Origin of the sequence: Pseudonocardia sp. D17 (genome assembly GCF_036984265.1) — a bacterium.
GTDB lineage: Bacteria > Actinomycetota > Actinomycetes > Mycobacteriales > Pseudonocardiaceae > Pseudonocardia > Pseudonocardia benzenivorans.
The window spans coordinates 23,649-45,001 of sequence record NZ_BPRG01000026.1; the positions used below are offsets into that span (position 1 = coordinate 23,649).

The following is a 21,353-nucleotide window of genomic DNA, read 5'->3' on the forward strand; positions in this document are numbered from 1 at the left end:
CTCAGCCCGCGGGCGGGACGGGCTCGCCGCCGCCGGTCGTGGGCATCGTCGTGGATCGCGCCTTCTGCTCGGCGATCCGGACCTGAACGTTCTCGGACGTGATCGCGGCGCGCCGGCGCTCGCGGACCTTGAGCAGCACGAGCATCGACACCCCGTAGGCGACGCCGACGACGACGAGCACGATGCCGAACTTCGTGACCATCGTCTGCACGACGCCCTCCACGGGGACGTCGACCGTCGAGATGATCGCGAGCACGCCCAGCGTGAGCAGATGGAACAGCACCGTGAGCAGCACGTTCAGCGAACGTGCGGTCTCGTTGCTCTGGAAGACCTCTTCGAGGAAGGGCTCCCCGGACAGGAACAGCACTCGCCCCACGGCGACGGTGAGCGCCACCGCGACCACGAGGAACACCAGATACTGGGCGGTGGTCACGATGGGCCTCCTGCACTCGGTGTCGTCACGACGGCACGCCTCGACAAGACCTACCCCGTCGGCATGTTCATCATGCAGGCCGAGGCCGGGCATTCCGACGCGGTTCGTCACATCCGGTGCTGTTCCCGTCGCGGTGCGTCCGGCCGGTGGTCCGCCGCACCGCCGGATGCGCCGCCGGACGTGTCGTCGGATCGGGCGGCCCGATCCGCGATCCCGGCGGCCAGCCGCGCGCTGCCCTCACCGATGGTGAGCTCCCGCAGCGGGAGGCCGTCCTCGAGCCGCATCATGACGCGGTCGAGGACGTCGATGTAGGCCTCGCCGGAGCGGTCGGCGAGGGCCTGCGCGGCCAGCCGGGCACCTGCGACGACACCTGCGAAGAGCAGGACGTCGAGGTCGTCGTGCGGCCGGCCGTAGGTGTCGGCGACCTGGTCGGCGATGGCGGTGACGGTCAGCCCGCTGCGCTCGCGTGCGGCGGCCTGCAGCTCGGGGGCGCTGCGCACCAGTGCCATCCGCACCTCCTCGAGCTCGCGCTTCTCGGGTGACAGCCGCCGGAACGCGGTGGTGACGCCGGTGCGCAGGGCCGTCAGCAACGGGGTGTCGGGGGGCAGCTCGGCGAACGCCTCGGCCATGAGCGGGTCGACGTCGTCGAACAGGACGACGTCCTCCTTGGTCGGGAAGTACCGGAAGAACGTGCTGCGCGAGACGTCGGCGGCGGCGGCGATCTCGTCGACGGTCGTCTCGGCGAAGCCCTGTTCGCGGAACAGCCGCAGCGCGTGCCGCTGCAGTTCCGCCCGGGTACGGGCCTTCTTCCGTTCGCGCAGTCCGGGGTTCGGGGGTCTCACGTCCCGCAGTATGTCCGGTCCTGCGACTCAGGGCTGAATAATACTCAGTATTTTATGAGACTCAGTCTCATAATGGTGGTAGCGTCGGGCGCATGGACATCGACGCTCTCGTGGTGGGGGCAGGCCCGACTGGCCTGACACTGGGATGCGAGCTTGCGCGCCGCGGCGTGCGGGTCCGGGTGGTCGACGCGGCCGCCGGGCCCTTCACCGGGTCACGCGGCAAGGGGTTGCAGCCGCGGACGCTGGAGGTGCTCGACCTGCTCGGGGTCGGGCGGCGGCTGCTGGGCCTCGGCCGGTTCCGGCTGCCCATGCGGGTGCCCGACGGCGCGGGCGGGTTCGAGGTCAGGGACCTGCACCCGGATGCGGCTCCGACACCGTCGAGCCCGTACGCACGGCCGCTGATCATCCCGCAGTTCCGGGTCGAGGAGACGCTGCGCGACGCGCTGGCCGGCCACGGCGTCCAGGTGGAGTTCGGTCGCCGGCTGACCGGTCTGGCCCAGGGCGACGAGTCCGCGACGGCGACGTTCGACGACGGCGCCCGGATCGCGGCGCGCTGGGTCGTCGGCTGCGACGGCGGGTCCAGCACGGTCCGCCACCTCGGTGGGTTCACCTTCCTCGGGCAGACCGACGAGACCATCCGGATGCTGATCGCCGACGTCCGCGTCGAGGGCGTCGACCGCGACCACTGGCACGCGTGGGGAGGCGCCGAGGGCGCGTTCATCGCGCTGTGCCCGCTGGCCTCGACCGACCGGTTCCAGTTCCAGGCCTCGACGGCTGCCGACGACCACCGCGAGCCGACCCGCGAGGTGGTGCAGGAACTGCTCGACCGCGCGACCGGGGGCCAGGTGCAGGTCGTCGACGTCGGCTGGTCGTCGCGCTGGCGGCTCAACGAGCGGATGGTCGACCGTTACCGCGCGGGGAGGGTGCTGCTCGCGGGCGACGCGGCGCACGTGCACTCGCCCGCGGGTGGCCAGGGCATGAACACCGGCATCCAGGACGCGGCGAACCTCGGGTGGAAGCTCGCCGCCGTCGCCGCGGGCGCCGATCCGGCGCTGCTCGACACCTACGAGGCCGAGCGGCTGCCCGTCGCGGCCGAGGTGCTGGGCCTGTCGGCGCGCCTCACCCGGCGGACGCTGCTCGACCGCGGCGAGGACGGCACACGCGCCCTCCAGCTGGGACTCACCTATCGCGGCGGCCCGCTGGCACCCGACGGCGGCGCGACGGCGGCCGGCCCACGGCCCGGCGACCGTGCCCCGGACGCGACCGAGCTGCTGTGCGGTGAGCCCGGGGCGCGACCGGTCCGGCTGTTCGACCTGCTCAGGGGCTCGACGTGGACCCTGCTGGGCTTCGGCGCGATGCCGCCGGAGGTCGGGATCGGCGTGCGCCGGGTCGGGATCGCGGGCCCGGGTGGCGCGGCCGGGGTCGTCGACACCCAGGGGCACGCCCACGATGCGTACCGGCCCGTCGACGGCGAGCTCGTCCTGGTGCGCCCCGACGGTCACATCGGCCTCCGGACGACCGACCCCGACGCGGTCCGCGCCTACCTCTCGGCCGTGCTCCCGCCCGACGAGGCACTGACGAGCGCGCGCAGCACCGCGACGAGGTCCTCGACGTCGCCGACCCCCGTGATCGGCGCCCCGGTGAGCGTCCTGAGGTAGAGGCCGTCGCCGACGAGCTGGACGAGCCAGGCGAGCATGGGGTCGGGGACCTCGGAGCGCAGCGCGGCCAGCCCGTCGGCGTCGACGGCGGCGATGGCGTCGCGCGCGGCGAGGCCGGTGGGGCTGGCGTCGGCGATGCGCAGTGCGGCGAGGTAGGTGCGGGTCAGTCCGACGGGTGAGGCCCGGCCCGGCACCGAGGTGCGCAGGTAGTAGGCGACGACGCCATCGGGGTCGGCCCGCATCGCGTCGGCGTCGGCGGCGCTGCGGGCGCGCAGGCGTTCGAGCAGCCCGGCGGCGAGTGCGTCCTTCGACGCGAAGTGGTAGAGCAGCCCACCCTTGGAGACGTCGGCGGCCGCGGCGACGGCGTCGAGCGTCGTGCTGCCCGGGCCTGCCTCGATGAGCAGCGTCTCGTAGGCGTCGAGAACGCGATCACGGGCGCCGGCCACCGCGCGAGTCTAGGGGGGCGCCACGGGGTTCTCCGGTCGACCGGGCGCCGGGCGGGTCGGCCGTCCGGCGGGCCGGGCGCCGCGGCGGTCCGGCCGGGCCGGGTACCGGTTGCGTCGGGGACCGGTGGCGCGTCGCACATCTGGCCGATGGCGGGAACAACCTGCGAAACTGTACCGTCTGGACGGTATAGAGACCCGGAACTTGCACCACCGCACGAGGACCCCCGAATGACCGTCACGCTCCCGCGCGCCCACGCGCGTCCGATCCCCGCGCGCGCGGGCGCCCGGCAGTGGCTCGCACTCGCCGTGCTGTTCCTGCCGACGCTGCTCGTCGCCGTCGACAACACCGTGCTGAGCTTCGCGCTGCCCGCGATCACCACCGCGCTCGTGCCGAGCGCGACGACCTTGCTGTGGATGGTCGACGCGTACCCGCTCGTGCTGGCCGGGCTGCTGGTCACGATGGGCACCGTCGGCGACCGCATCGGTGTGCGGCGGCTGCTGGTCGTCGGCGTCAGCGGGTTCGGGATCGTGTCGCTCGCCGCGTCCTTCGCGACCGACGCCGCGCACCTCGTCGCGGCCCGCGCGCTGCTGGGGTTCTTCGGCGCCATGCTGATGCCGAGCACGCTCGCGTTGATCCGCTCGCTGTTCACCGACCGCGACGAGCGCCGGCTGGCCCTGGCGATCTGGGCGACCGGTTTCGCCGCGGGCGCCGCACTGGGCCCGCTGGTCGGCGGCGTGCTGCTCGCGCACTTCTGGTGGGGATCGGTCTTCCTGGTCAACGTGCCGGTGACGGTGCTGATCGCCGTGCTCGCCGTCGTGATGCTGCCCGAGGCGCGGCATCCGCGGGCCGGTCGGCTCGACCTGGTGGGCGCCGCACTGTCGCTGCTCGCGGTCGCGCCGATCGTGCTGGCGGTCAAGCTCGTGGGGTCCGGCGGGTCGCTGCCGCTCGCCGTGGCGGCGCTGGCCGTCGGTGTCGGCGCGGCCGCGGGCTTCGTCCGGCGCGCGCGCAGGCTGACGGCCGCGGGGCGCGACCCGGTGCTGGACGTCCGGCTGCTGCGCTCACCGGTGCTGCGCGTCGCGATGCTCGCCAACCTCACGACGATGGCGGCCCTGACCGGCCTGCTCTTCTTCTCCGCGCAGTACCTGCAACTGGTGCTGGGACTCGACCCGATGCGCAGCGGCCTGCTGCTGCTCCCCGGGTTCGTCGCGACGGTCGTCGCCGGCCTGGGCGCGGCCGCGCTCGCCCGCCGCTTCCCCATCAGGACGCTCGTGCCGGCGGGCCTCGCGACCGCCGGGGCCGGGTACGCGCTGTGCGTCCTGCTCGGCACGGGCACGACGGGCGGCCTGCTCGTCGCGGCGGGCGTGCTCGTCGGGTCCGGGATCGGGCTGACCGAGACGCTGACCAACGACGTCGTCCTCACCGCCGCGCCCGTCGAGCGGGCGGGATCGGCCTCGGCCATGTCGGAGACGGCCTACGAGCTGGGCGCGGTGCTCGGCACGGCCGTCCTCGGCAGCGTGCTCACCGCCGTCTACCGCGGACGTGTCGACGCGCCCGCGGGCCCTGCGCGCGAGACCCTCGGCGGTGCCGTCGACGTCGCGACGGTCACCGGTGACCCCGCCCTGCTCGACTCGGCCCGTGGTGCGTTCACGCTGGCCGTCGACGTCACCGCGGGCGTCGGCGCCGGCTGGCTCGTCGCGGTCGCCGTCACGGCCTGGGTGGTCCTGCACCGTGAGCGGCGGTGGTCGCCATAGCGACCATCGCCGCTCACGACCCCCGTGGTCCGGTCTCCTTCCGCGGGCTCAGCCGACGAGCAGCCCGACGCCGAGCGCCAGCATCGTGACGGCGACGGCGCCGTCGAGCACCCGCCAGGCTCGCGGGGACCGCAGCCACCGGCCGGCGAGCCGGGCACCGAAGGCGAGCGTGGTGAACCAGGTGATGCTGGCGACGACCGCGCCGACCGCGAACCACCAGCGGTCCGTCCCGTGTGCGCTGCCGACGGTCCCGAGCAGCAGCACGTCCAGGTGGACGTGCGGGTTGAGCCAGGTCAGCGCGAGGCAGGTGGCCAGCACCGGCACGATCGGCCGGGCACGGACGGCGGTCCCCGGCGAGCCTCCCGCCGTCCCGCCGGTCGGACCGGTGCCGGTCGGGCCCGGGCCGGCGCCGGGGTCGACGACCAGCGCCGCTCCCGACGGCCGCCAGGCCCTGCGTGCGGCGAGCAGCCCGTAGCCGACGAGGAACGCCGCGCCCGCCCACCGCACCACCGTGACCAGCCACGGCGCTGCGGCCAGCACCGCCCCGACGCCCGCGACCGCCGCGGTGATCAGGACGGCGTCGCTGCCCATGCACACGAGCGCGACGGCGGCCACGTGCTCGCGACGGACGCCCTGGCGCAGCACGAAGGCGTTCTGCGCGCCGATGGCGACGATGAGGGACAGGCCGAGTCCGAGGCCGGAGAGCAGGGCGGGCACGGACGCCGACGCTAGGAGCGGGAGCAGCCGCAATCCAGCTCAGGATTCTTCAGTGCCATTAGCGTGACTTCACATGAGGCTGGCGCACGAGCTCGTGGAGACGGTCGCGACGATCGTCGACGAGGGAACGTTCGAGGCGGCGGCGCAACGGCTGCACCTCACGCCGTCGGCGGTGAGCCAGCGTGTCCGGCGGCTGGAGGACCAGCTCGGACGGATCCTGCTGGTCCGCTCGAAGCCGGTGCGGCCCACCGAGGCCGGCGCGGCCGTCGTGCGGCTCGCGCGGCAGACCGCGCTGCTGGAGCACGAGGCGCTGAGCGGGCTCGGCAGCGCGGAGCCCGACGACGCCGCACCCGTCCGGCTCGCCCTCGCCGTCAACGCCGACTCCCTCGGCACCTGGTTCCTCGCGCCCCTGGGTCGCGTCGCGCGCCGGCACGCCGTCGTCTTCGAGTTGCACCGCGACGACCAGGACTTCACCGCAGGCCTGCTCGCCGACGGCACCGTCACCGCGGCCGTCACCGCGCAGGGGACGCCGGTCGCGGGGTGCGCGGTGACCCCGCTCGGCGTCATGCGCTACGACGCCGTCGCCACCCCCGAGTTCGCGGCCCGGTGGTTCCCCGAGGGGCCGACCGCCGACGCGCTCGCGCGGGCGCCGCTGGTCGACTACGACCGGCGCGACGACCTGCAGACTCGCTGGCTGCGCGCCCGGGGTGCCGACCCGGCCGCGCCGCCGCGCAACCTCGTGCCCGCGACGAGCGACTTCGCCGCCGCGGTCCGGACGGGCCTGGGATGGGGGCTGCTGATGCCGCCGCAGTCGCGCGGTGCGCTCGCGTCGGGAGCGCTGGTGAGCCTGGGCGGCCCGCCGGTCACCGTGCCGCTGTTCTGGCAACGTTGGCGGTTGCGTTCCCCGCTGCTCGACGCCGTCGCGGACGAGGTCGTCGCCGAGGCCCGCGCGGTGCTCGACCCCGTCCGGGCCGGACCGCGACCGCCACGGCGCGCCGGCCGCGCGGCGCCCGGCGCGCCACCGGCGTCGAGTGGGTCGTGAGCGCGGACCGGACAGCACCGTCGACACGGCGCGGCCCGGGTTCGACGCGACCCGCAGCGGCCGGCCGGCGGCACCGGCCGGCGGCACCGGCCCGGCCGCGGCGCCGACAGGCTCAGGTGGCGCCCATATCGCGCAACAGCCTCTGCGCCAGGGCGCGCACCTCGTCGCGCAGCGCGTCGGGCGCGACGACGGTCAGGCCCACGCCCAGGCCCGCGAGCATCCGGGCGGCACCGTCGAGGTGCTCGACGCGCCCCCGGAACAGCGACCCCGACGGGTGCGCGGCGAGCGTGCCGGCGGTGCGCGGCACCAGCTGCCGGGCCCGGTCGAGCGGCACGTGCAGGACCACCTCGACCTCGTGGGCCCAGCCGACCGCCGCGATCCCGGTGACGACCTGCTCGGCGGCGTCGAACCCTGCGGGCGCCGGCGTGCCGGGCCCGACCGCCTCGACCTGCAGCACCCGGTCGACGCGGAAGGTGCGGACGGCGTCGCGCGCATGGTCGTGCCCGCTGACGTACCACCGGCCGGCGTGGAACGTCAGGCCCCACGGGTCGAGCTCCCGCTGGGTGGCGTCCCCGCGCCACGACCGGTACGCGATGCGGACCCGCTCGACGTCTCGGGCCGCGGTGCCGAGCGCGAGCAGGACGGCCGCGTCGGGGGCCGCGCCGTCGTAGGCGGTGGCGGTGAACCCGAGCACCTCGGCGACGGCGTCGACCCTGTCGCGCAGGGTCTCGGGCAGGACCCGGCCGATCTTCGCCCGCGCGCTCGCGACGGCGGGCGCCGCGGCGTGCAGGCCCGTGCGCTCTGCGGCGAGCAACCCGAGCACGACGGCGACCGCCTCGTCGCCCGACAGCATCAGCGGCGGCAGCCGGTAGCCGGGCAGCAGCCGGTAGCCGCCGTACCGGCCCCGGCTCGCGACGACGGGCACCCCGAGCTCCTCGAGGGTCCGCACGTGCCGCCGGACGGTTCGCGCGTCGACGTCCAGGCGTTGTGCCAGTTCGGGTCCGGTGATCCCGGGCCGCGCCTGCAGGAGTTCCAGCAGGGCGAGCACCCGGCTCGCCGACGAGGTCATGGCGACATTCTGCCGTAAATCAGGACCGGTTCGGCCCGGATCACGTCGTACCGTCGCAGACATGACGACATATGTGCTGGTCCCGGGGTTCTGGTTGGGCGCGTGGGCGTGGAACGGGGTGGCCGCCGAGCTGCGGGCTGCGGGTCACGAGGTGCGGGCGTTGACGCCGCTGGGTGTCGCCGAGCGCGCGACGACGGCCGAGGTCAGCGCGGCCGACCAGGTCGCCGATGTCGTTGCGACGATCCGCCGCGAGGTGGAGCCGGTCGTGCTCGTCGGGCACAGCGGGGCCGGCCCTGTGGTCGTCGCCGCGGCGGAGGAGGCGCGCGAGCAGGTGGCCGGGCTCGTCCTCGTCGACACGGGTCCGATGCCGGAGGGCATGGCGCACATCGACTTCCACCCGCCGGAGATGCAGACGTGGATCCGCGAGCGCATCGCCGCCCACGGCGGCTGGTACCCGATGCCCACACCCGAGGAGCTGCGCACGTCCGGTGCGAGCCTCGACGGCCTCGACACCGACACCCTGGAGACGCTGGTCCGGCGCGCGGCGCCGGAACCGGCCGGTGTCGTCCTCGGCCCGGTGCGACGCGGTGTCAACGACCCGTCGCTGCCCAAGACTCTCGTGGCGTCCAGCTTTCCGGGACAACAGGTCCGCGAGCTCGCTGCCGCGGGCGTGCCGGCCTTCGCCCAGCTCGCGGACCCGGAGTGGGACATCCGGGACCTTCCGGCCGGCCACTGGCCGATGTTGTCGGAACCGCACGAGCTGGCCGTCGTCCTCGCCGACGTCGCGCCTGGTCGGCCGCTGTCACGTCTTCGTGAGGCCCCGGGGTCGGGCGTGTAAACCCGCCCCGGAACCGGCCGCTCCTGCCTGTGCGCTTGCTCTCTGAATCGATTACCTGATCGGTCTTGTGAGCCGGTCTACAGCTCTCACCCAGGGATACAACAGCGTTTTCCGGGTAGCCTCCATTGTCATCTTCCTTTGCCGCGCGTGGCTCTGACGGGTCACGCGGGCGACGGCATTCCCAGGGTCGGCGGCACCCGACCAGGCAGGAGAACGCACACCAGATGACCACTGCAGCCGTTCGAGGTATCGACACAGCGCCGACGACGAACGCCCAGCTGATCGACTGGGTCCGCGAGGTCGCCGATCTGACGGGCCCGGACGAGGTCGTCTGGTGCGACGGTTCCGACGCCGAGTGGAACCGCATGACGAGCCGCCTGGTGGACGCCGGGACGTTCGTCAAGCTCGACGAGAAGAAGAAACCCAACTCGTTCCTCGCCGTCTCCGACCCCGACGACGTCGCGCGGGTCGAGGAGCGGACCTTCATCTGCACCGTCGACGAGGCCGGCGCGGGCCCGACCAACAACTGGGTCGACCCCGCCGAGATGAAGTCGACGATGTCGGAGCTCTACCGCGGTTCGATGCGTGGCCGCACGATGTACGTCATCCCGTTCTGCATGGGTCCGCTCGACGCGAACCCGCCGATGCTGGGCGTGGAGATCACCGATTCCGAGTACGTCGTCGCGTCCATGAAGATCATGACGCGAATGGGTGCCGACGTCATCAAGCTGCTCGACGACCGCGGCGACCAGTTCGTGAAGTGCCTGCACTCGGTGGGTGCCCCGCTCGAGCCCGGTCAGGCCGACGTCGCGTGGCCCTGCAACGACACCAAGTACATCAGCCACTTCCCCGAGACCCGTGAGATCTGGAGCTACGGCTCGGGCTACGGCGGCAACGCCCTGCTGGGCAAGAAGTGCTACGCGCTGCGCATCGCGTCGGCCATCGCGCACGACGAGGGATGGCTCGCCGAGCACATGCTGATCCTCAAGCTGATCAGCCCGGAGGACAAGGCGTACTACGTCGCGGCGGCGTTCCCGTCGGCCTGCGGCAAGACCAACCTCGCGATGCTGCAGCCCACGATCCCGGGCTGGCGCGCCGAGACCGTCGGTGACGACATCGCGTGGATGCGGTTCGGCGAGGACGGCCGGCTCTACGCGGTCAACCCGGAGTTCGGCTTCTTCGGCGTCGCGCCCGGGACGAACTGGAAGACCAACCCCAACGCGATGCGCACCATCGAGAAGGGGAACTCGCTGTTCACCAACGTCGCGCTGACCGACGACGGCGACGTCTGGTGGGAGGGGCTGGAGGGCGAGCCGCAGCACCTCACGAGCTGGACCGGTGAGAGCTGGACGCCCGAGTCGGACAAGCCGGCCGCGCACCCCAACTCCCGCTACACCACGCCGATCAGCCAGTGCCCCGTCGTCGCGCCGGAGTGGGAGGACCCGAACGGCGTGCCGATCTCGGCGATCCTGTTCGGCGGCCGCCGCAAGACGACGGTCCCGCTGGTCACCGAGGCCCGCGACTGGCAGCACGGCACGTTCATGGGCGCCACCATGTCGAGCGAGACGACCGCGGCGGCCAAGGGCAACGTGGGCCAGGTGCGCCGCGACCCGATGGCGATGCTGCCGTTCCTCGGCTACAACGTCGGCGACTACTTCCAGCACTGGATCAACGTCGGCAAGGGCGCGGACGCCGACAAGCTGCCGAAGATCTTCTACGTCAACTGGTTCCGCCGCGGCGAGGACGGGCGCTTCCTGTGGCCGGGCTTCGGTGAGAACAGCCGCGTCCTCAAGTGGGCGATCGAGCGGATCGAGGGCAAGGCCGCCGCGGAGGAGACCGCGATCGGGTACGTCCCGACGCCCGAGGCGCTCGACATCGACGGTCTCGACACCGCGCTCGAGGACGTCCAGGCCGCTCTCGAGGTCGACCCGGAGGAGTGGAAGGCGGAGCTCCCGATGATCGAGGAGTGGTTCGAGAAGGTCGGCGACACGCTGCCGACGTCGATGCGTGACGAGCTGGAGGCCCTGCGCCTGCGCCTCGGCGACTGACGGATCCCGACAAACCCGGCGGCCCGTCGCACCTCCCGGTGCGGCGGGCCGCCGTCGTCGTCAGGGAGGCCGACCTCACGCGCTGCACGATCGGGTGACCAGCCCTACGATCCGCCCGCCGTATCGGATCGGGGGAGGGCTCACCTCATGTCGGACACGACGCCGCGGCCGTCGCCGAGGCCCGGGGAACGCACCGGGTGGCGGTTCAGCGCGTGGAACCTGTTGTTGCTGGTGCCGCTGTTGATGCTGGTCACGCCGTGGTTCAACACGGTGACGCCCAGGCTGTTCGGGATGCCGTTCTTCTACTGGGTCCAGTTCGTCTGGGTCGTCGTCGGTGTCGCCTGTGTCGCGATCGTCTACCGCATGACGCGCGACGAGCCGGTGACGAACGCGCCCGACGAGCTCGGCGTCGACGACCTCGACGAGAGGAACGTCCGATGACCAACTGGGTCGAGCTCGTCGTCTTCCTCGTCCTCTTCCTGGTCGTCACCGTGCTGGGCTTCCTGGCGGCGCGGTGGCAGCGCGGCGGCCACATGGAGCACCTCGACGAATGGGGCCTCGGCGGCCGCAAGTTCGGCTCGTGGGTCACGTGGTTCCTCGTCGGCGGCGACCTCTACACCGCGTACACCTTCGTCGCCGTCCCCGCGCTGCTGTTCAGCTCGGGCGCGCTCGGCTTCTACGCGTTGCCCTACACCGTCGTGCTCTACCCGTTGGTGTTCCTGCCGGTGCTCCGGCTGTGGTCGGTCTCGCGGGTGCACGGGTACGTGACGCCGGCCGACTTCGTGCGCGGCCGCTACGGCAGCTCGCTGCTGGCCCTGATCGTCGCGATCACCGGCATCGTCGCGACGATGCCCTACATCGCGCTGCAGCTCGTCGGCCTGGAGGCAGTGCTGCGCACGATGGGGATCAACGCGTCCGGCATCCTGGGGCACCTGCCGCTGCTGATCGCCTTCGTCATCCTCGCCGTCTACACCTACCAGTCGGGGCTGCGGGCGCCCGCGCTGATCGCGTTCGTCAAGGACATCCTGATCTACGCCGTCATCCTCGTGGCGGTGCTGTACCTGCCCGCCAAGCTGGGCGGCTGGGCGTCGATCTTCGACTCCGCGCAGGCAAAGCTCTCGCAGCCGAGCGCGACGAGCGGGGGCAAGCCGCAGGGGTCGATCCTGCTCACGGGGTCGAACCAGCTGCAGTACATCACCCTGGCGCTCGGGTCCGCGCTCGCGCTGTTCCTCTACCCGCACTCGGTGACCGGTGTGCTGGCCTCGCGCGGGCGGGCGGTGCTGAAGCGCAACATGGTCGCGCTGCCGGCGTACTCGCTCCTGCTGGGTCTCCTCGCGCTGCTCGGCTACGTCGCGATCGCGGCGGGGGTCAAGCCCGTCACCAACAACGCGACCGGCCGGCCGGACGCCAACACGATCATCCCGGCGCTGTTCGACTCGCAGTTCGGCTCGTTGTTCGCGGGCATCGCGTTCGCTGCCATCGGCATCGGCGCCCTGGTACCGGCGGCCATCATGTCGATCGCGGCGGCGAACCTGTGGACGCGCAACGTCTACAAGGAGTACCTGCACCGGAGCGCGACGCCTCGGCAGGAGGCGCGTCAGGCCAAGCTGGCGTCGCTCGTGGTCAAGTTCGGCGCGGTCGCGTTCATCCTGTTCATCGACCCGCAGTTCTCGATCGACCTGCAGCTCATCGGCGGCGTGATCATCCTGCAGACGCTGCCCGCCGTCGCCATCGCGCTCTACACGCGCTGGCTGCACCGTTGGGCGCTGCTGGCGGGCTGGGTCGTCGGCATGACCTACGGCATGTACCTGCTCAGCATCATCCCCAACCCGGCCACGGGCCGGCGGCACTTCGGCGGGTCGGCGCTGACGCTGGACAAGCTGACGATCCTCGGCTGGCACCCGTTCGCCGGCTCGCCGGTCCAGATCTACGTGGGCTTCGTGGCGCTGGTGGTCAACCTGGTCGTCGCCGTCGTCGTCACGTGGTTGCTCCGGGCGGCAGGGGTCTTCAACGGTCCGGACCAGACCGCTCCCGCCGACTACCACGCGGACGAGGGCTCGCCGCGGCTCAAGCCGGTCGCGGACGCCGTCGCGGGCGCGCCGGGCGCGAAGGTCGTCGCGAGCGAATGACCGCGGTGCCGGCTACCTGCCGGGGCCGGTCGGATGGGCGTCACCGACGGTGATGCCCATCCGGACATTTCGGGCCTGCCGCTTGGGCGCAGCGATCGCCCCGCTCGGCGCATCGATCCAGCGTCTTGCGCACTCCGTTACGACACGTGGACGGGGTGTCACTCCGACGAGTGTCCGGATCCGGATGCAAGGCCTGCCACGCACCGCAGAGAGTCACCGTTCAGCGGCGCGACGTTGCAGTCGTACACGATCGGGGTGGAACATTGCGTAATTCTGCGCGATACATCCTGTGACCGTCGCCGAACCCCCGGCAGGCGGGACCAGGTGGAGGTGACACTGGTGCTGGACGTCGGACCCTCGAGCTCGCTCGGGGTGGACGCGCATCTCGCGGCCTTCGTCGACCGGCTCGCCGGCGACGCCGCGACCGGACCGGCCGACGCAGCACGTCGCCGGATCCACGCGTCCATCACCGCCGGTGCCGTACCGCCCGGCCTGCGCAGGCTCGCCGAGGCGCTCGCCGCCGACGCCGAGGGCATGCCGCGGCCCCGCCACCCCGTCGAGGACGCCGACTCCGTCGCCGGGGCACTGCGCACCAACAGCCTCGTCGTCCTCGACGACTTCGACGTCGACGCCGTCGTCGGCGCGCTCGCGGCGCTGCTGCGTGACGGCCGTCGCGTCGCCGTCACCGCGGCGGACCGGGCCGACCTGACCGCGTTGCGCGACGCCCTGACCCCGGCGATCGTCCGGTGCTGCGCCGACGCCCTCCCCTCGCTCTCGGCCGCCGAGCAGCGAGAGCTGCGCCGGCTGCTCGCCACTGCCAGCCCCGAGCGCCGCGCCCGCCGCGGTACCCAGCTCCCGCCCGCCGACCGCTTCCCGCCCGTCGACGACGTCGCCACCCTCGTCGCCCGCGCGACCGGGACCAGCGCGGCCGACCAGGGGCTGCTCGGCGGGCTGCTGTCGGGCATGGACGCCGGTCGCCGCGCCGCGGTCGTCGACGTCGCCCGCACCGTCGACGCCGCGCTGGCGGCACTCGGTCCGCGCGTCCCCGGCGAGTGGTCGTGGACGTTGCTGCGCAACCTCGTGCACAACACGTACGCGGGCGTGTTCGACGCCCTCCTCGAGCAGGTCGGCCAGGCGCTCGCCGAGAGCCACCACGTGCAGGCGGCACCCCCGGTCGCGGTCCTCGGCGGGCTGCCGCCGCACGCGCCGGACACCCTGCGGCGCTACGCGGAGTTCCTCCGCGCCGGTGGCCGCAACCGCTCGTACTTCCGCAACCCCGCCCAGCGCGACGTCCAGCCCGTGCTGCGTCAGCTGCGCGTCGGCGACGCCGTCCCGGAGACCCCCGAGCAGATCGAGGTGGCACTGCGGCACCTCGAGCTGGCCGACCGGCTGCGCGACATCGACGCCGCCTGCCGCCAGGCCGGTGTGCCGGCGCCGCGGTCGGCCGCCGATCTCGTCGACCTCGACGCGGCGCTGCGTCGCGTGGGCACGGCGGCCCGTGCCGTCGGGACCCTGCGCCACGACGTGCTGTTCATCCACCCCAACTCGCCGGTCTCGGTGCCGGACCTCGACAGCGCGCAGCAGGTCACCGCAGCGATCCTCGACTACGACGCGCACGGCTCCGCCGACGAGGCGGCCCGCCGGCTCGAGGCGATGGTCGGCGAGCTGGCCCGGCTCATCCCCGTGACCCGGATGGCGCCCGAACACACCCGCGCCGTCGAGGCGTTGCGCGCCAATGACGTCACGGGCTACGCCGCCGCACTCGACGACCTCGCCGCCGCCCGCAGCATCGCGGCCGCCGAGAACCGCTGCGCGGAGCTCACCGAACGGCTGCGCCGCGAGCTGCCCCGCGTCGCCGAGGCCTGGGAGGCCGCCAGCGCGGACCGTCAGGGCGGCTTCGGGCTGGCCTGGTTCGTCGAGGCCGACCGGCTGCTCGAGAACCTGCCCGAGGCCGACACCGTCGACGTCGTGCTGCTGCTCGGCGCGGCGGAGGTCGGCGTCGACCGGCTGCTGCTGACGGCCGTCGCGCCGCGGCTGGCCGCCGTCGTCGCACCGGGGGTGCGGCCCGCCGAGGGCCCGACCCTGCTGAGCGTCGTGCAGCGCGCGTCGGCGCTCGTCGTCGCGGGCCGTCCCGAACCGTCGGCCCCGGCCGCGCGGGTCGTCCGGCTCAGCGACGCGGCCCGGGCGCGGGCCGCCGCCGGATCGGCCCGCCAGGACCCGGCCTGAGGTCTCCCGCCGGGCGGCTCGGCGCACCGCGTCCGGCGACCGGTCCCCGGCTACCGTCAGGGGTATGACCGACACGCACCCCGTGAGCCGCTTCGGCGTCGTCGAGCTCGACGACATGCCCGACGACCTGCGCGAGCGCATCGGGGCCGTCGCCGAGAAGTCCGGCTTCGTCCCCAACGTGTTCAAGGCGCTGGCCCGACGCCCGCGCGAGCTGCGCGCCTTCCTCGACTACCACGACGCGCTCATGGACAGCGACGAGGGACTGTCGAAGGCCGAGCGCGAGCTGGTCGTCGTCGCGACCTCGGGCGCCAACCACTGCACGTACTGCGTCGTCGCGCACGGGGCGATCCTGCGGGTGCGCACGAAGGACACCGAGATCGCCGACCGCGTCGCGACGAACCCCTACGGCGTCGAGCTCAGCCCGCGCGAGCGCGCGATCGTCGACCTCGCGCTGATCGTCGCGACCGACTCGTCGTCGCTCACCGAGGCCGAGCTCGACGACGCCCGCGCCGCGGGTCTCACCGACGAGGAGATCTGGGACATCGGGGCCATCACCGCCCTCTTCGCGATGTCCAACCGGCTCGCCCACCTCACCGCCCTGCGGCCGAACCCGGAGTTCTTCCTGATGGGCCGGCTCCCCCGGTAGCGCCGGGCGGCTACAGCACCTTCGACAGGAACGACCGGGTGCGTTCGTGCCGCGGGGCGGACAGCACGTCCCGCGGCGCGCCGGACTCGACGATCACGCCCTCGTCCATGAAGACCAGGCTGTCGCCGACCTCCCGCGCGAAGCCCATCTCGTGGGTCACGACGAGCATCGTCATGCCGTCCGCGGCCAGCCCGCGCATGACGTCGAGCACCTCGCCGACGAGCTCGGGGTCGAGCGCGGACGTCGGCTCGTCGAACAGCATGAGCCGCGGCTGCATCGCCAGCGCCCGGGCGATCGCCACACGCTGCTGCTGGCCACCGGAGAGCTGCCCGGGGTACGCGTCGCGGCGGGCGGCGAGCCCGACCCGGTCGAGGAGCGCGTCGGCCTCCTTGCGCGCGGCCGACCGCGACCGGCCGAGCACCGTCCGGGGCGCCTCCATGACGTTCTCGGCCGCCGTCATGTGCGGGAACAGGTTGAACCGCTGGAACACCATCCCGATGTCGCGCCGCTGCCGCGCCACCTCGGACTCGCGCAGCTCGTGCAGCTTGCCGCCGCTCTCGCGGTAGCCGACCAGGCTGCCGTCGACCCGCATTCGGCCCGCGTCGATGCGTTCCAGGTGGTTCACGCACCGCAGCAGGGTCGACTTCCCCGAGCCCGACGGCCCGATGATGCAGCAGACCTCCCCGGGCTCGACGACGAGGTCGATGCCCCGCAACACCTCCGTGCGCCCGAACGACTTGTGGATGCCGGTCGCCTCGACCATCGGCGTCACGTGTTCACCGCCCGCGACAGCAGCCTGCTCCCCGGCCGGTCGGGAACGAACCCGCGCCCGAAGCGGCGTTCGACGAAGCCCTGCCCGATCGTCAGCAGCGACGTCAGCACCAGGTACCAGAACGCGGCGACGATGAGCAGCGGGATGACCTGGAAGTTCTGGTTGGAGATGCGCTGTGCCGACGTCAGCAGCTCGAAGTAGCCGATGACCACGACGAGGGACGTGGTCTTCAGCATGGAGATCGTCTCGTTGCCGGTCGGCGGCACGATCACCCGCATGGCCTGCGGCAACACGATGCGGCGCATCGTCTGCGACCGCGTCATGCCCAGCGCGCCCGCCGCCTCGGCCTGCCCGCGGTCGACCGACAGCATGCCGCCGCGGACGATCTCGGCCATGTAGGCGGCCTCGTTGAGCCCCAGCCCGAGCAGACAGGCGGCGAACTGCGTGATCAGCACGTTGGTGTCGACGGAGATGAACTCCGGCCCGAACGGCACGCCCAGCGACAGCCGCGGGTAGAGCGCCGCAAGGAAGTTCCAGAACAGCAGCTGCGCGATGAGCGGGGTGCCGCGGAAGAGCCAGATGTACGTGGCCGCGGCGCCGCTCACGACGGGGTTCGGCGACTGCCGCATCACCGCCAGCCCGACGCCGCCGACGATGCCGATGGCCATCGACAGCACCGTCAGGACCAGCGTGTTGCGCAGCCCGTTGAGGATCGGCGCGGAGAACAGGTAGTTCCCGACGACGTCCCAGCCGAACCGCTCGTTGGTGAGGACGGTGTGCACCAGCATCGCCGCCAGCACCGCGAGGACCGCGACGGCCACCCAGCGGCCCGGGTGCCGGACCGGGACGGCGCGGATCTCCTGCCGCTCCCGCCCGGCCGGTTCGGCCCCGGGCCGGTCGGTCACGCTCAGCTCCGGACCTCGGACGTCGGGATCGCGCCGTCGCCGACGCCCCACTTGTCGAGGATCTTCCGGTAGGTGCCGTCGGCGATGAGCGCCTGTACCGCCTGCTGGACGGCCTGCGGGTACTGGCCCTGGTTCTTGTTGACGACGACCCCGTACGGCGCGGTGTCGTACGCGGACCCGACGACCTGCAGCTGGTCGCCCGTCGTCTTGACGGCGTAGGCGATGACCGGCGAGTCGGCGAGCATGCCGACGATGCGGTTCGACGTCAGCGCCAGCGTCACGTCGGTCTGCTGCTGCAGCTCGGTGGACTGGATCGCGGGCTTGCCGGCGTCGGTGCAGGCCTTGCTGCGGGTGGCGATGTCGTCGACCTGGACCGTGCCGGCCTGCACCCCGATCGCCTTGCCGCACAGGTCGTCGATGCTCAGCCCGTCGGGGTTGCCCTTCTTCGTGGCGAGGCTGGTGCCCGCGCTGAAGTAGCTGATCATGTCGACGAGCTGCACCCGCTCGTCGTTGATCGTGAACGACGACAGCGCCATCTCGTACTTGCCGCCCTGGATGCCCGGGATGATGCCCGGGAACGCGCTGTTCTGGAACTCCGGCGTCAGCCCGAACTTCTGGGCGATCGCCGTGCCCATGTCGACGTCCATCCCGACGATCGTCGTGCCGTCGGTGTCGACGAACTCGTTCGGCGGGTACGACGCGTCCACACCGAACACCAGCTTGCCGTCCGAGGTGACGCTCGCCGGGACCATCGCGGCGAGCGCCGCGTCCTTCGCGACCGTCGGGATCGCCGCCGCGGACGTCGTGGGGGCGCTGCCACCGCCGCCGCCACCGGAGCCGTCGCCGCCCGCGCCGCATGCCCCGAGCGTGGCGGCGAGTGCGGCGACGGCCAACGCGGAGCCCAGCCTTGTACGACGAGTCACGAGAAACCTCCGGGTTTCCTCGATCGGGGTAATCCGGATGGTGCCACCGACACCGACCGGTGGCACCCTGTGCGGCCCGGTCGTAACCCGACCGATTCCGGAGGGACACCCGGCGGATGGCTCGCGATTCGCCCGGCACGGCGGTGGGTACGGGGAACGGGACGGGCGGACCGGACGTTCCACAGGCGACGGACACCCGAACGAGGAGGACCACGATGGGGCTGATGAAGAAGCTCGCCGTGATCGGCGGGGCCGCCGAGGCTGCGCGCCGGTACGCCCGGAAGAACCCGGACAAGGCCGGCCGCTACGTCGACCAGGCCGCCGAGTTCGTCGACAAGCAGACGAAGGGCAAGTACAAGGGCCAGATCAGCGGTGTCGCGGGAAAGGTCAAGGGCGCGGCCGGGATCCAGCGGCCCGGACCCCAGGTCTGACCGACCAGCGGTGACCCGTCCCGCGACGGCCGCACGGCCGCCGCGGGACGTTGCGCGTCCGCCACAATCCGGCCACTGATCTTGTGGTGCGGTGTGCTGCGGCGCGGCCCCGCAGCGTGCCAGGATCGTGGCACCAGCATCGTCGAGTGCCGGGTCGCCCGCCCTCACCGGGGCGGGGCCCGGTGCCGTCCGGGTCTGTCGCCACGAGCGGGCCGGGCGGCCGTGCGCGAGGAGGCACCGTGTCCGTCTCTGATCGTCCCCAGGCCTGGAACCCGGCCGATCCCCGGTCCCGTCCCAACCGCGAACAGGTCCTCGCCGGCCTGCGCGGCACCGACGCGGGCGGTCCCGAGCTCGTCCAGCTGCTGACCCCCGAGGGCGAGCGGGTCTCCGACCCCCGCTTCGACGCCTACGCCGACGACGTCGACGTCGAGGCGCTCACGTCGCTGTACCGCGACATGGTCCTGGTCCGCAGGGCCGACCGCGAGGGCAACGCCCTGCAGCGCCAGGGCCAGCTGGGCATCTGGGTCCCGCTGCTCGGCCAGGAGGCCGCCCAGATCGGCGCCGGCCGCGCGCTGCTGCCCACCGACATGGTCTTCCCGAGCTACCGCGAGCACGGTGTGGCCTGGTGCCGCGGCATCGACCCGACCGACCTGCTCGGCATCTTCCGCGGGACCGACCACGGCAGCTGGGACCCGTTGGAGAAGCGGTTCCACCTCTACACGATCGTCATCGGCAACCAGTGCCTCAATGCCACCGGCTACGCCATGGGTCAGCGCTTCGAGGGCCGGGTCGGCAACGGCGACGGCGCCCCCGAGGGCTCGCCGGACGAGGCGACGATGTGCTTCTTCGGCGACGGCGCCACCTCGCAGGGCGACGTCCACGAGGGCTTCGTCTGGGCCGCCGCGTACGACGCGCCCGTCGTCTTCTACTGCCAGAACAACCAGTGGGCCATCTCGGTGCCGCTGTCGCGCCAGACCCGGGTGCCGCTGCACGAGCGCGCCCGCGGGTACGGCTTCCCCGGTGTGCGCGTCGACGGCAACGACGTCATCGCCTGCCTCGCCGTGTCGCGCTGGGCGCTCGAGGAGTGCCGCAGCGGCAACGGGCCGGTGCTCATCGAGGCGTTCACCTACCGGATGGACGCCCACACCACCTCCGACGACCCCAGCCGGTACCGGCTCGCCGACGAGCTGGAACTCTGGAAGCTCAAGGACCCCATCGAGCGCGTGCGCGTCAACCTGGTCCGCGAGCACGGCGTCGGGCAGGAGTTCTTCGACGGCGTCGCCGCCGAGGCCGACGAGCTCGCCGCCCGGCTGCGGGAGTTCTGCCTCGCCATGCCCGAGCCGGCACCCGACCGGATGTTCTCCGAGGTCTACGCCGAGCCGTCGCCGCTGGTCGAGGCGCAGCGCGAGGAGTTCCTGGCCTACCACGCCTCGTTCGCCGACGAGCCGCTCGCGGGTTCGGGTGTCGGTGCGGAGGGGGAGGTCTGACATGGCCGTCCTGACGATGGCGAAGGCCCTCAACGACGGGCTGCGCAAGGCCATGGAGGCCGACCCGCGGGTGCTCGTGATGGGTGAGGACGTCGGCAAGCTCGGGGGCGTCTTCCGTATCACCGACGGGTTGCAGAAGGACTTCGGCGAGCAGCGCGTCCTCGACACCCCGCTCTCGGAGTCCGGGATCATCGGCACCGCCGTCGGGCTCGCTATCCGCGGGTTCCGGCCGGTGTGCGAGATCCAGTTCGACGGCTTCGTCTTCCCCGGCTACGACCAGATCGTCTCCCAGCTGGCAAAGGTGCACTTCCGGTCGCAGGGCAAGGTGCCCATGCCCGTCGTCGTGCGCATCCCGTTCGGCGGCGGCATCGGTGCGGTCGAGCACCACAGCGAGTCCCCCGAGTCGTTGTTCGCGCACGTCGCGGGGCTGAAGGTCGTCGCGTGCTCCAACCCGTCCGACGCCTACTGGATGATCCAGCAGGCCATCGCCACCGACGACCCGGCGATCTTCTTCGAGCCCAAGCGCCGGTACTGGGAGAAGGCCGAGGTCGACCCGGACGCCACCCCGCCACCGCTGCTGCGCTCGCGGGTGCTGCGGGAGGGCACCGACGTCACGGTCGCGACGTACGGGCCGCTCGTGCGGACGTGCCTCGACGCGTCGGTGGCCGCGGCGGCCGACGGCACGTCGCTCGAGGTCATCGACCTGCGGGCGCTCTCGCCGCTCGATCTCGCGCCGGTCTACGACTCCGTGCGGCGGACCGGCAGGCTCGTCGTCGTCTCGGAGGCGCCGTCGGAGAGCTCGGTGACGGCCGAGGTCGCCGCCCGCGTCCAGCAGGACTGCTTCCACTCCCTCGAGGCGCCCGTGCTGCGGGTGACGGGGTTCGACACCCCGTACCCGCCCTCCAAGTGCGAGGACGACTACCTGCCCGACCTCGACCGGGTGCTCGACGCCGTCGACCGCTCGAAGGCCTGGTGACGCACGTGCGCCG

20 protein-coding genes are annotated in these 21,353 nt (G+C 72.8%); 12 read left to right on the plus strand and 8 right to left on the minus strand.

The window, feature by feature from the left end; genetic code table 11:
* Position 1: 1 nt before the first annotated feature.
* Positions 2 to 433: a hypothetical protein gene (locus PSD17_RS03590; protein ID WP_013678598.1), complete on the minus strand. Its 432-nt coding sequence runs from the start codon at positions 431 to 433 to the stop codon at positions 2 to 4.
* Between the two features lie 107 nt (positions 434 to 540).
* Positions 541 to 1,275, minus strand: coding sequence for an acyl-CoA-like ligand-binding transcription factor (locus PSD17_RS03595; RefSeq protein WP_339121522.1), 735 nt, complete (start codon positions 1,273 to 1,275; stop codon positions 541 to 543).
* 92 nt (positions 1,276 to 1,367) lie between these two features.
* Here PSD17_RS03595 and PSD17_RS03600 point away from each other — a divergent pair, with 92 nt between their 5' ends.
* Positions 1,368 to 2,933: an FAD-dependent monooxygenase gene (locus PSD17_RS03600; protein WP_339121524.1), complete on the plus strand. Its 1,566-nt coding sequence runs from the start codon at positions 1,368 to 1,370 to the stop codon at positions 2,931 to 2,933.
* Here PSD17_RS03600 and PSD17_RS03605 read toward each other — a convergent pair.
* The gene (locus tag PSD17_RS03605) at positions 2,816 to 3,379 is read right to left on the minus strand and encodes a TetR/AcrR family transcriptional regulator (protein WP_013678595.1); all 564 of its coding nucleotides are present in this window, start codon (positions 3,377 to 3,379) and stop codon (positions 2,816 to 2,818) included. The two genes, PSD17_RS03600 and PSD17_RS03605, sit on opposite strands and share 118 nt — an antisense overlap.
* Positions 3,380 to 3,607: 228 nt before the next feature.
* On the opposite strand from PSD17_RS03605, the gene PSD17_RS03610 reads away from it, so the two are divergent.
* The gene (locus PSD17_RS03610; protein WP_339121526.1) at positions 3,608 to 5,131 is read left to right on the plus strand and encodes an MFS transporter; all 1,524 of its coding nucleotides are present in this window, start codon (positions 3,608 to 3,610) and stop codon (positions 5,129 to 5,131) included.
* A 48-nt stretch (positions 5,132 to 5,179) separates the two neighbouring features.
* Here PSD17_RS03610 and PSD17_RS03615 read toward each other — a convergent pair whose 3' ends face one another.
* Positions 5,180 to 5,848 carry a LysE/ArgO family amino acid transporter gene (locus PSD17_RS03615; protein WP_339121528.1) on the minus strand — a complete coding sequence of 223 codons (669 nt, stop codon included), beginning with the start codon at positions 5,846 to 5,848 and terminating at the stop codon, positions 5,180 to 5,182.
* A 73-nt stretch (positions 5,849 to 5,921) separates the two neighbouring features.
* On the opposite strand from PSD17_RS03615, the gene PSD17_RS03620 reads away from it, so the two are divergent.
* Positions 5,922 to 6,890 (plus strand): LysR family transcriptional regulator ArgP, encoded by a 969-nt coding sequence (locus PSD17_RS03620; protein ID WP_339121530.1) that lies wholly within the window; start codon positions 5,922 to 5,924, stop codon positions 6,888 to 6,890.
* 112 nt (positions 6,891 to 7,002) lie between these two features.
* Here PSD17_RS03620 and PSD17_RS03625 read toward each other — a convergent pair whose 3' ends face one another.
* Complete coding sequence (locus PSD17_RS03625; RefSeq protein ID WP_339121531.1) at positions 7,003 to 7,959, minus strand: helix-turn-helix transcriptional regulator; 957 nt, start codon at positions 7,957 to 7,959, stop codon at positions 7,003 to 7,005.
* A gap of 61 nt (positions 7,960 to 8,020) precedes the next feature.
* Between PSD17_RS03625 and PSD17_RS03630 the strand changes: the two genes are divergently transcribed.
* The 6 genes from PSD17_RS03630 (at position 8,021) to PSD17_RS03655 (ending at position 15,846) form a co-directional block, all read left to right on the plus strand.
* Positions 8,021 to 8,797, plus strand: a complete 777-nt coding sequence (locus PSD17_RS03630; RefSeq protein ID WP_339121533.1) for an alpha/beta fold hydrolase — start codon at positions 8,021 to 8,023, stop codon at positions 8,795 to 8,797.
* A 224-nt stretch (positions 8,798 to 9,021) separates the two neighbouring features.
* The gene (locus PSD17_RS03635) at positions 9,022 to 10,845 is read left to right on the plus strand and encodes a phosphoenolpyruvate carboxykinase (GTP) (RefSeq protein ID WP_013678589.1); all 1,824 of its coding nucleotides are present in this window, start codon (positions 9,022 to 9,024) and stop codon (positions 10,843 to 10,845) included.
* A 147-nt stretch (positions 10,846 to 10,992) separates the two neighbouring features.
* Complete coding sequence (locus PSD17_RS03640; RefSeq protein ID WP_339121536.1) at positions 10,993 to 11,286, plus strand: DUF3311 domain-containing protein; 294 nt, start codon at positions 10,993 to 10,995, stop codon at positions 11,284 to 11,286.
* Positions 11,283 to 12,974, plus strand: coding sequence for a monocarboxylate uptake permease MctP (mctP, locus tag PSD17_RS03645; protein WP_339121538.1), 1,692 nt, complete (start codon positions 11,283 to 11,285; stop codon positions 12,972 to 12,974). The genes PSD17_RS03640 and mctP overlap by 4 nt, the downstream gene beginning before the upstream one ends.
* A gap of 339 nt (positions 12,975 to 13,313) precedes the next feature.
* The gene (locus PSD17_RS03650; protein WP_339121539.1) at positions 13,314 to 15,200 is read left to right on the plus strand and encodes a hypothetical protein; all 1,887 of its coding nucleotides are present in this window, start codon (positions 13,314 to 13,316) and stop codon (positions 15,198 to 15,200) included.
* 64 nt (positions 15,201 to 15,264) lie between these two features.
* Positions 15,265 to 15,846, plus strand: coding sequence for a peroxidase-related enzyme (locus tag PSD17_RS03655; protein WP_013678585.1), 582 nt, complete (start codon positions 15,265 to 15,267; stop codon positions 15,844 to 15,846).
* A 10-nt stretch (positions 15,847 to 15,856) separates the two neighbouring features.
* Here PSD17_RS03655 and PSD17_RS03660 read toward each other — a convergent pair whose 3' ends face one another.
* From PSD17_RS03660 to PSD17_RS03670, 3 genes are read right to left on the minus strand one after another with little or no spacing between them, the layout of a single operon-like run.
* Positions 15,857 to 16,618, minus strand: coding sequence for an amino acid ABC transporter ATP-binding protein (locus tag PSD17_RS03660; protein WP_428835523.1), 762 nt, complete (start codon positions 16,616 to 16,618; stop codon positions 15,857 to 15,859).
* On the minus strand, positions 16,615 to 17,523 hold the full coding sequence (locus tag PSD17_RS03665) for an amino acid ABC transporter permease (protein ID WP_013678583.1): 909 nt from the start codon (positions 17,521 to 17,523) through the stop codon (positions 16,615 to 16,617). Before PSD17_RS03665 ends, PSD17_RS03660 begins: the two co-directional genes overlap by 4 nt.
* Before the next feature lie 2 nt (positions 17,524 to 17,525).
* Positions 17,526 to 18,446: an ABC transporter substrate-binding protein gene (locus PSD17_RS03670; protein WP_013678582.1), complete on the minus strand. Its 921-nt coding sequence runs from the start codon at positions 18,444 to 18,446 to the stop codon at positions 17,526 to 17,528.
* Between the two features lie 215 nt (positions 18,447 to 18,661).
* Between PSD17_RS03670 and PSD17_RS03675 the strand changes: the two genes are divergently transcribed.
* The 3 genes from PSD17_RS03675 (at position 18,662) to PSD17_RS03685 (ending at position 21,340) form a co-directional block, all read left to right on the plus strand.
* Positions 18,662 to 18,877 carry an antitoxin gene (locus PSD17_RS03675; protein WP_013678581.1) on the plus strand — a complete coding sequence of 72 codons (216 nt, stop codon included), beginning with the start codon at positions 18,662 to 18,664 and terminating at the stop codon, positions 18,875 to 18,877.
* Positions 18,878 to 19,116: 239 nt separating this feature from the next.
* The gene (locus PSD17_RS03680; protein ID WP_013678580.1) at positions 19,117 to 20,364 is read left to right on the plus strand and encodes a thiamine pyrophosphate-dependent dehydrogenase E1 component subunit alpha; all 1,248 of its coding nucleotides are present in this window, start codon (positions 19,117 to 19,119) and stop codon (positions 20,362 to 20,364) included.
* A gap of 1 nt (position 20,365) precedes the next feature.
* Positions 20,366 to 21,340, plus strand: coding sequence for an alpha-ketoacid dehydrogenase subunit beta (locus tag PSD17_RS03685; protein ID WP_339121543.1), 975 nt, complete (start codon positions 20,366 to 20,368; stop codon positions 21,338 to 21,340).
* Positions 21,341 to 21,353: the final 13 nt, after the last annotated feature.

Bases quoted from the DNA above. Each gene is read 5' to 3' on its own strand.
- PSD17_RS03600 (WP_339121524.1), top strand. From the start codon at position 1,368: ATGGACATCGACGCTCTCGTGGTGGGGGCAGGCCCGACTGGCCTGACA.
- PSD17_RS03610 (WP_339121526.1), top strand. From the start codon at position 3,608: ATGACCGTCACGCTCCCGCGCGCCCACGCGCGTCCGATCCCCGCGCGC.
- PSD17_RS03620 (WP_339121530.1), top strand. From the start codon at position 5,922: ATGAGGCTGGCGCACGAGCTCGTGGAGACGGTCGCGACGATCGTCGAC.
- PSD17_RS03625 (WP_339121531.1), bottom strand. From the start codon at position 7,959: ATGACCTCGTCGGCGAGCCGGGTGCTCGCCCTGCTGGAACTCCTGCAG.
- PSD17_RS03630 (WP_339121533.1), top strand. From the start codon at position 8,021: ATGACGACATATGTGCTGGTCCCGGGGTTCTGGTTGGGCGCGTGGGCG.
- PSD17_RS03635 (WP_013678589.1), top strand. From the start codon at position 9,022: ATGACCACTGCAGCCGTTCGAGGTATCGACACAGCGCCGACGACGAAC.
- PSD17_RS03640 (WP_339121536.1), top strand. From the start codon at position 10,993: ATGTCGGACACGACGCCGCGGCCGTCGCCGAGGCCCGGGGAACGCACC.
- mctP (WP_339121538.1), top strand. From the start codon at position 11,283: ATGACCAACTGGGTCGAGCTCGTCGTCTTCCTCGTCCTCTTCCTGGTC.
- PSD17_RS03655 (WP_013678585.1), top strand. From the start codon at position 15,265: ATGACCGACACGCACCCCGTGAGCCGCTTCGGCGTCGTCGAGCTCGAC.
- PSD17_RS03675 (WP_013678581.1), top strand. From the start codon at position 18,662: ATGGGGCTGATGAAGAAGCTCGCCGTGATCGGCGGGGCCGCCGAGGCT.
- PSD17_RS03685 (WP_339121543.1), top strand. From the start codon at position 20,366: ATGGCCGTCCTGACGATGGCGAAGGCCCTCAACGACGGGCTGCGCAAG.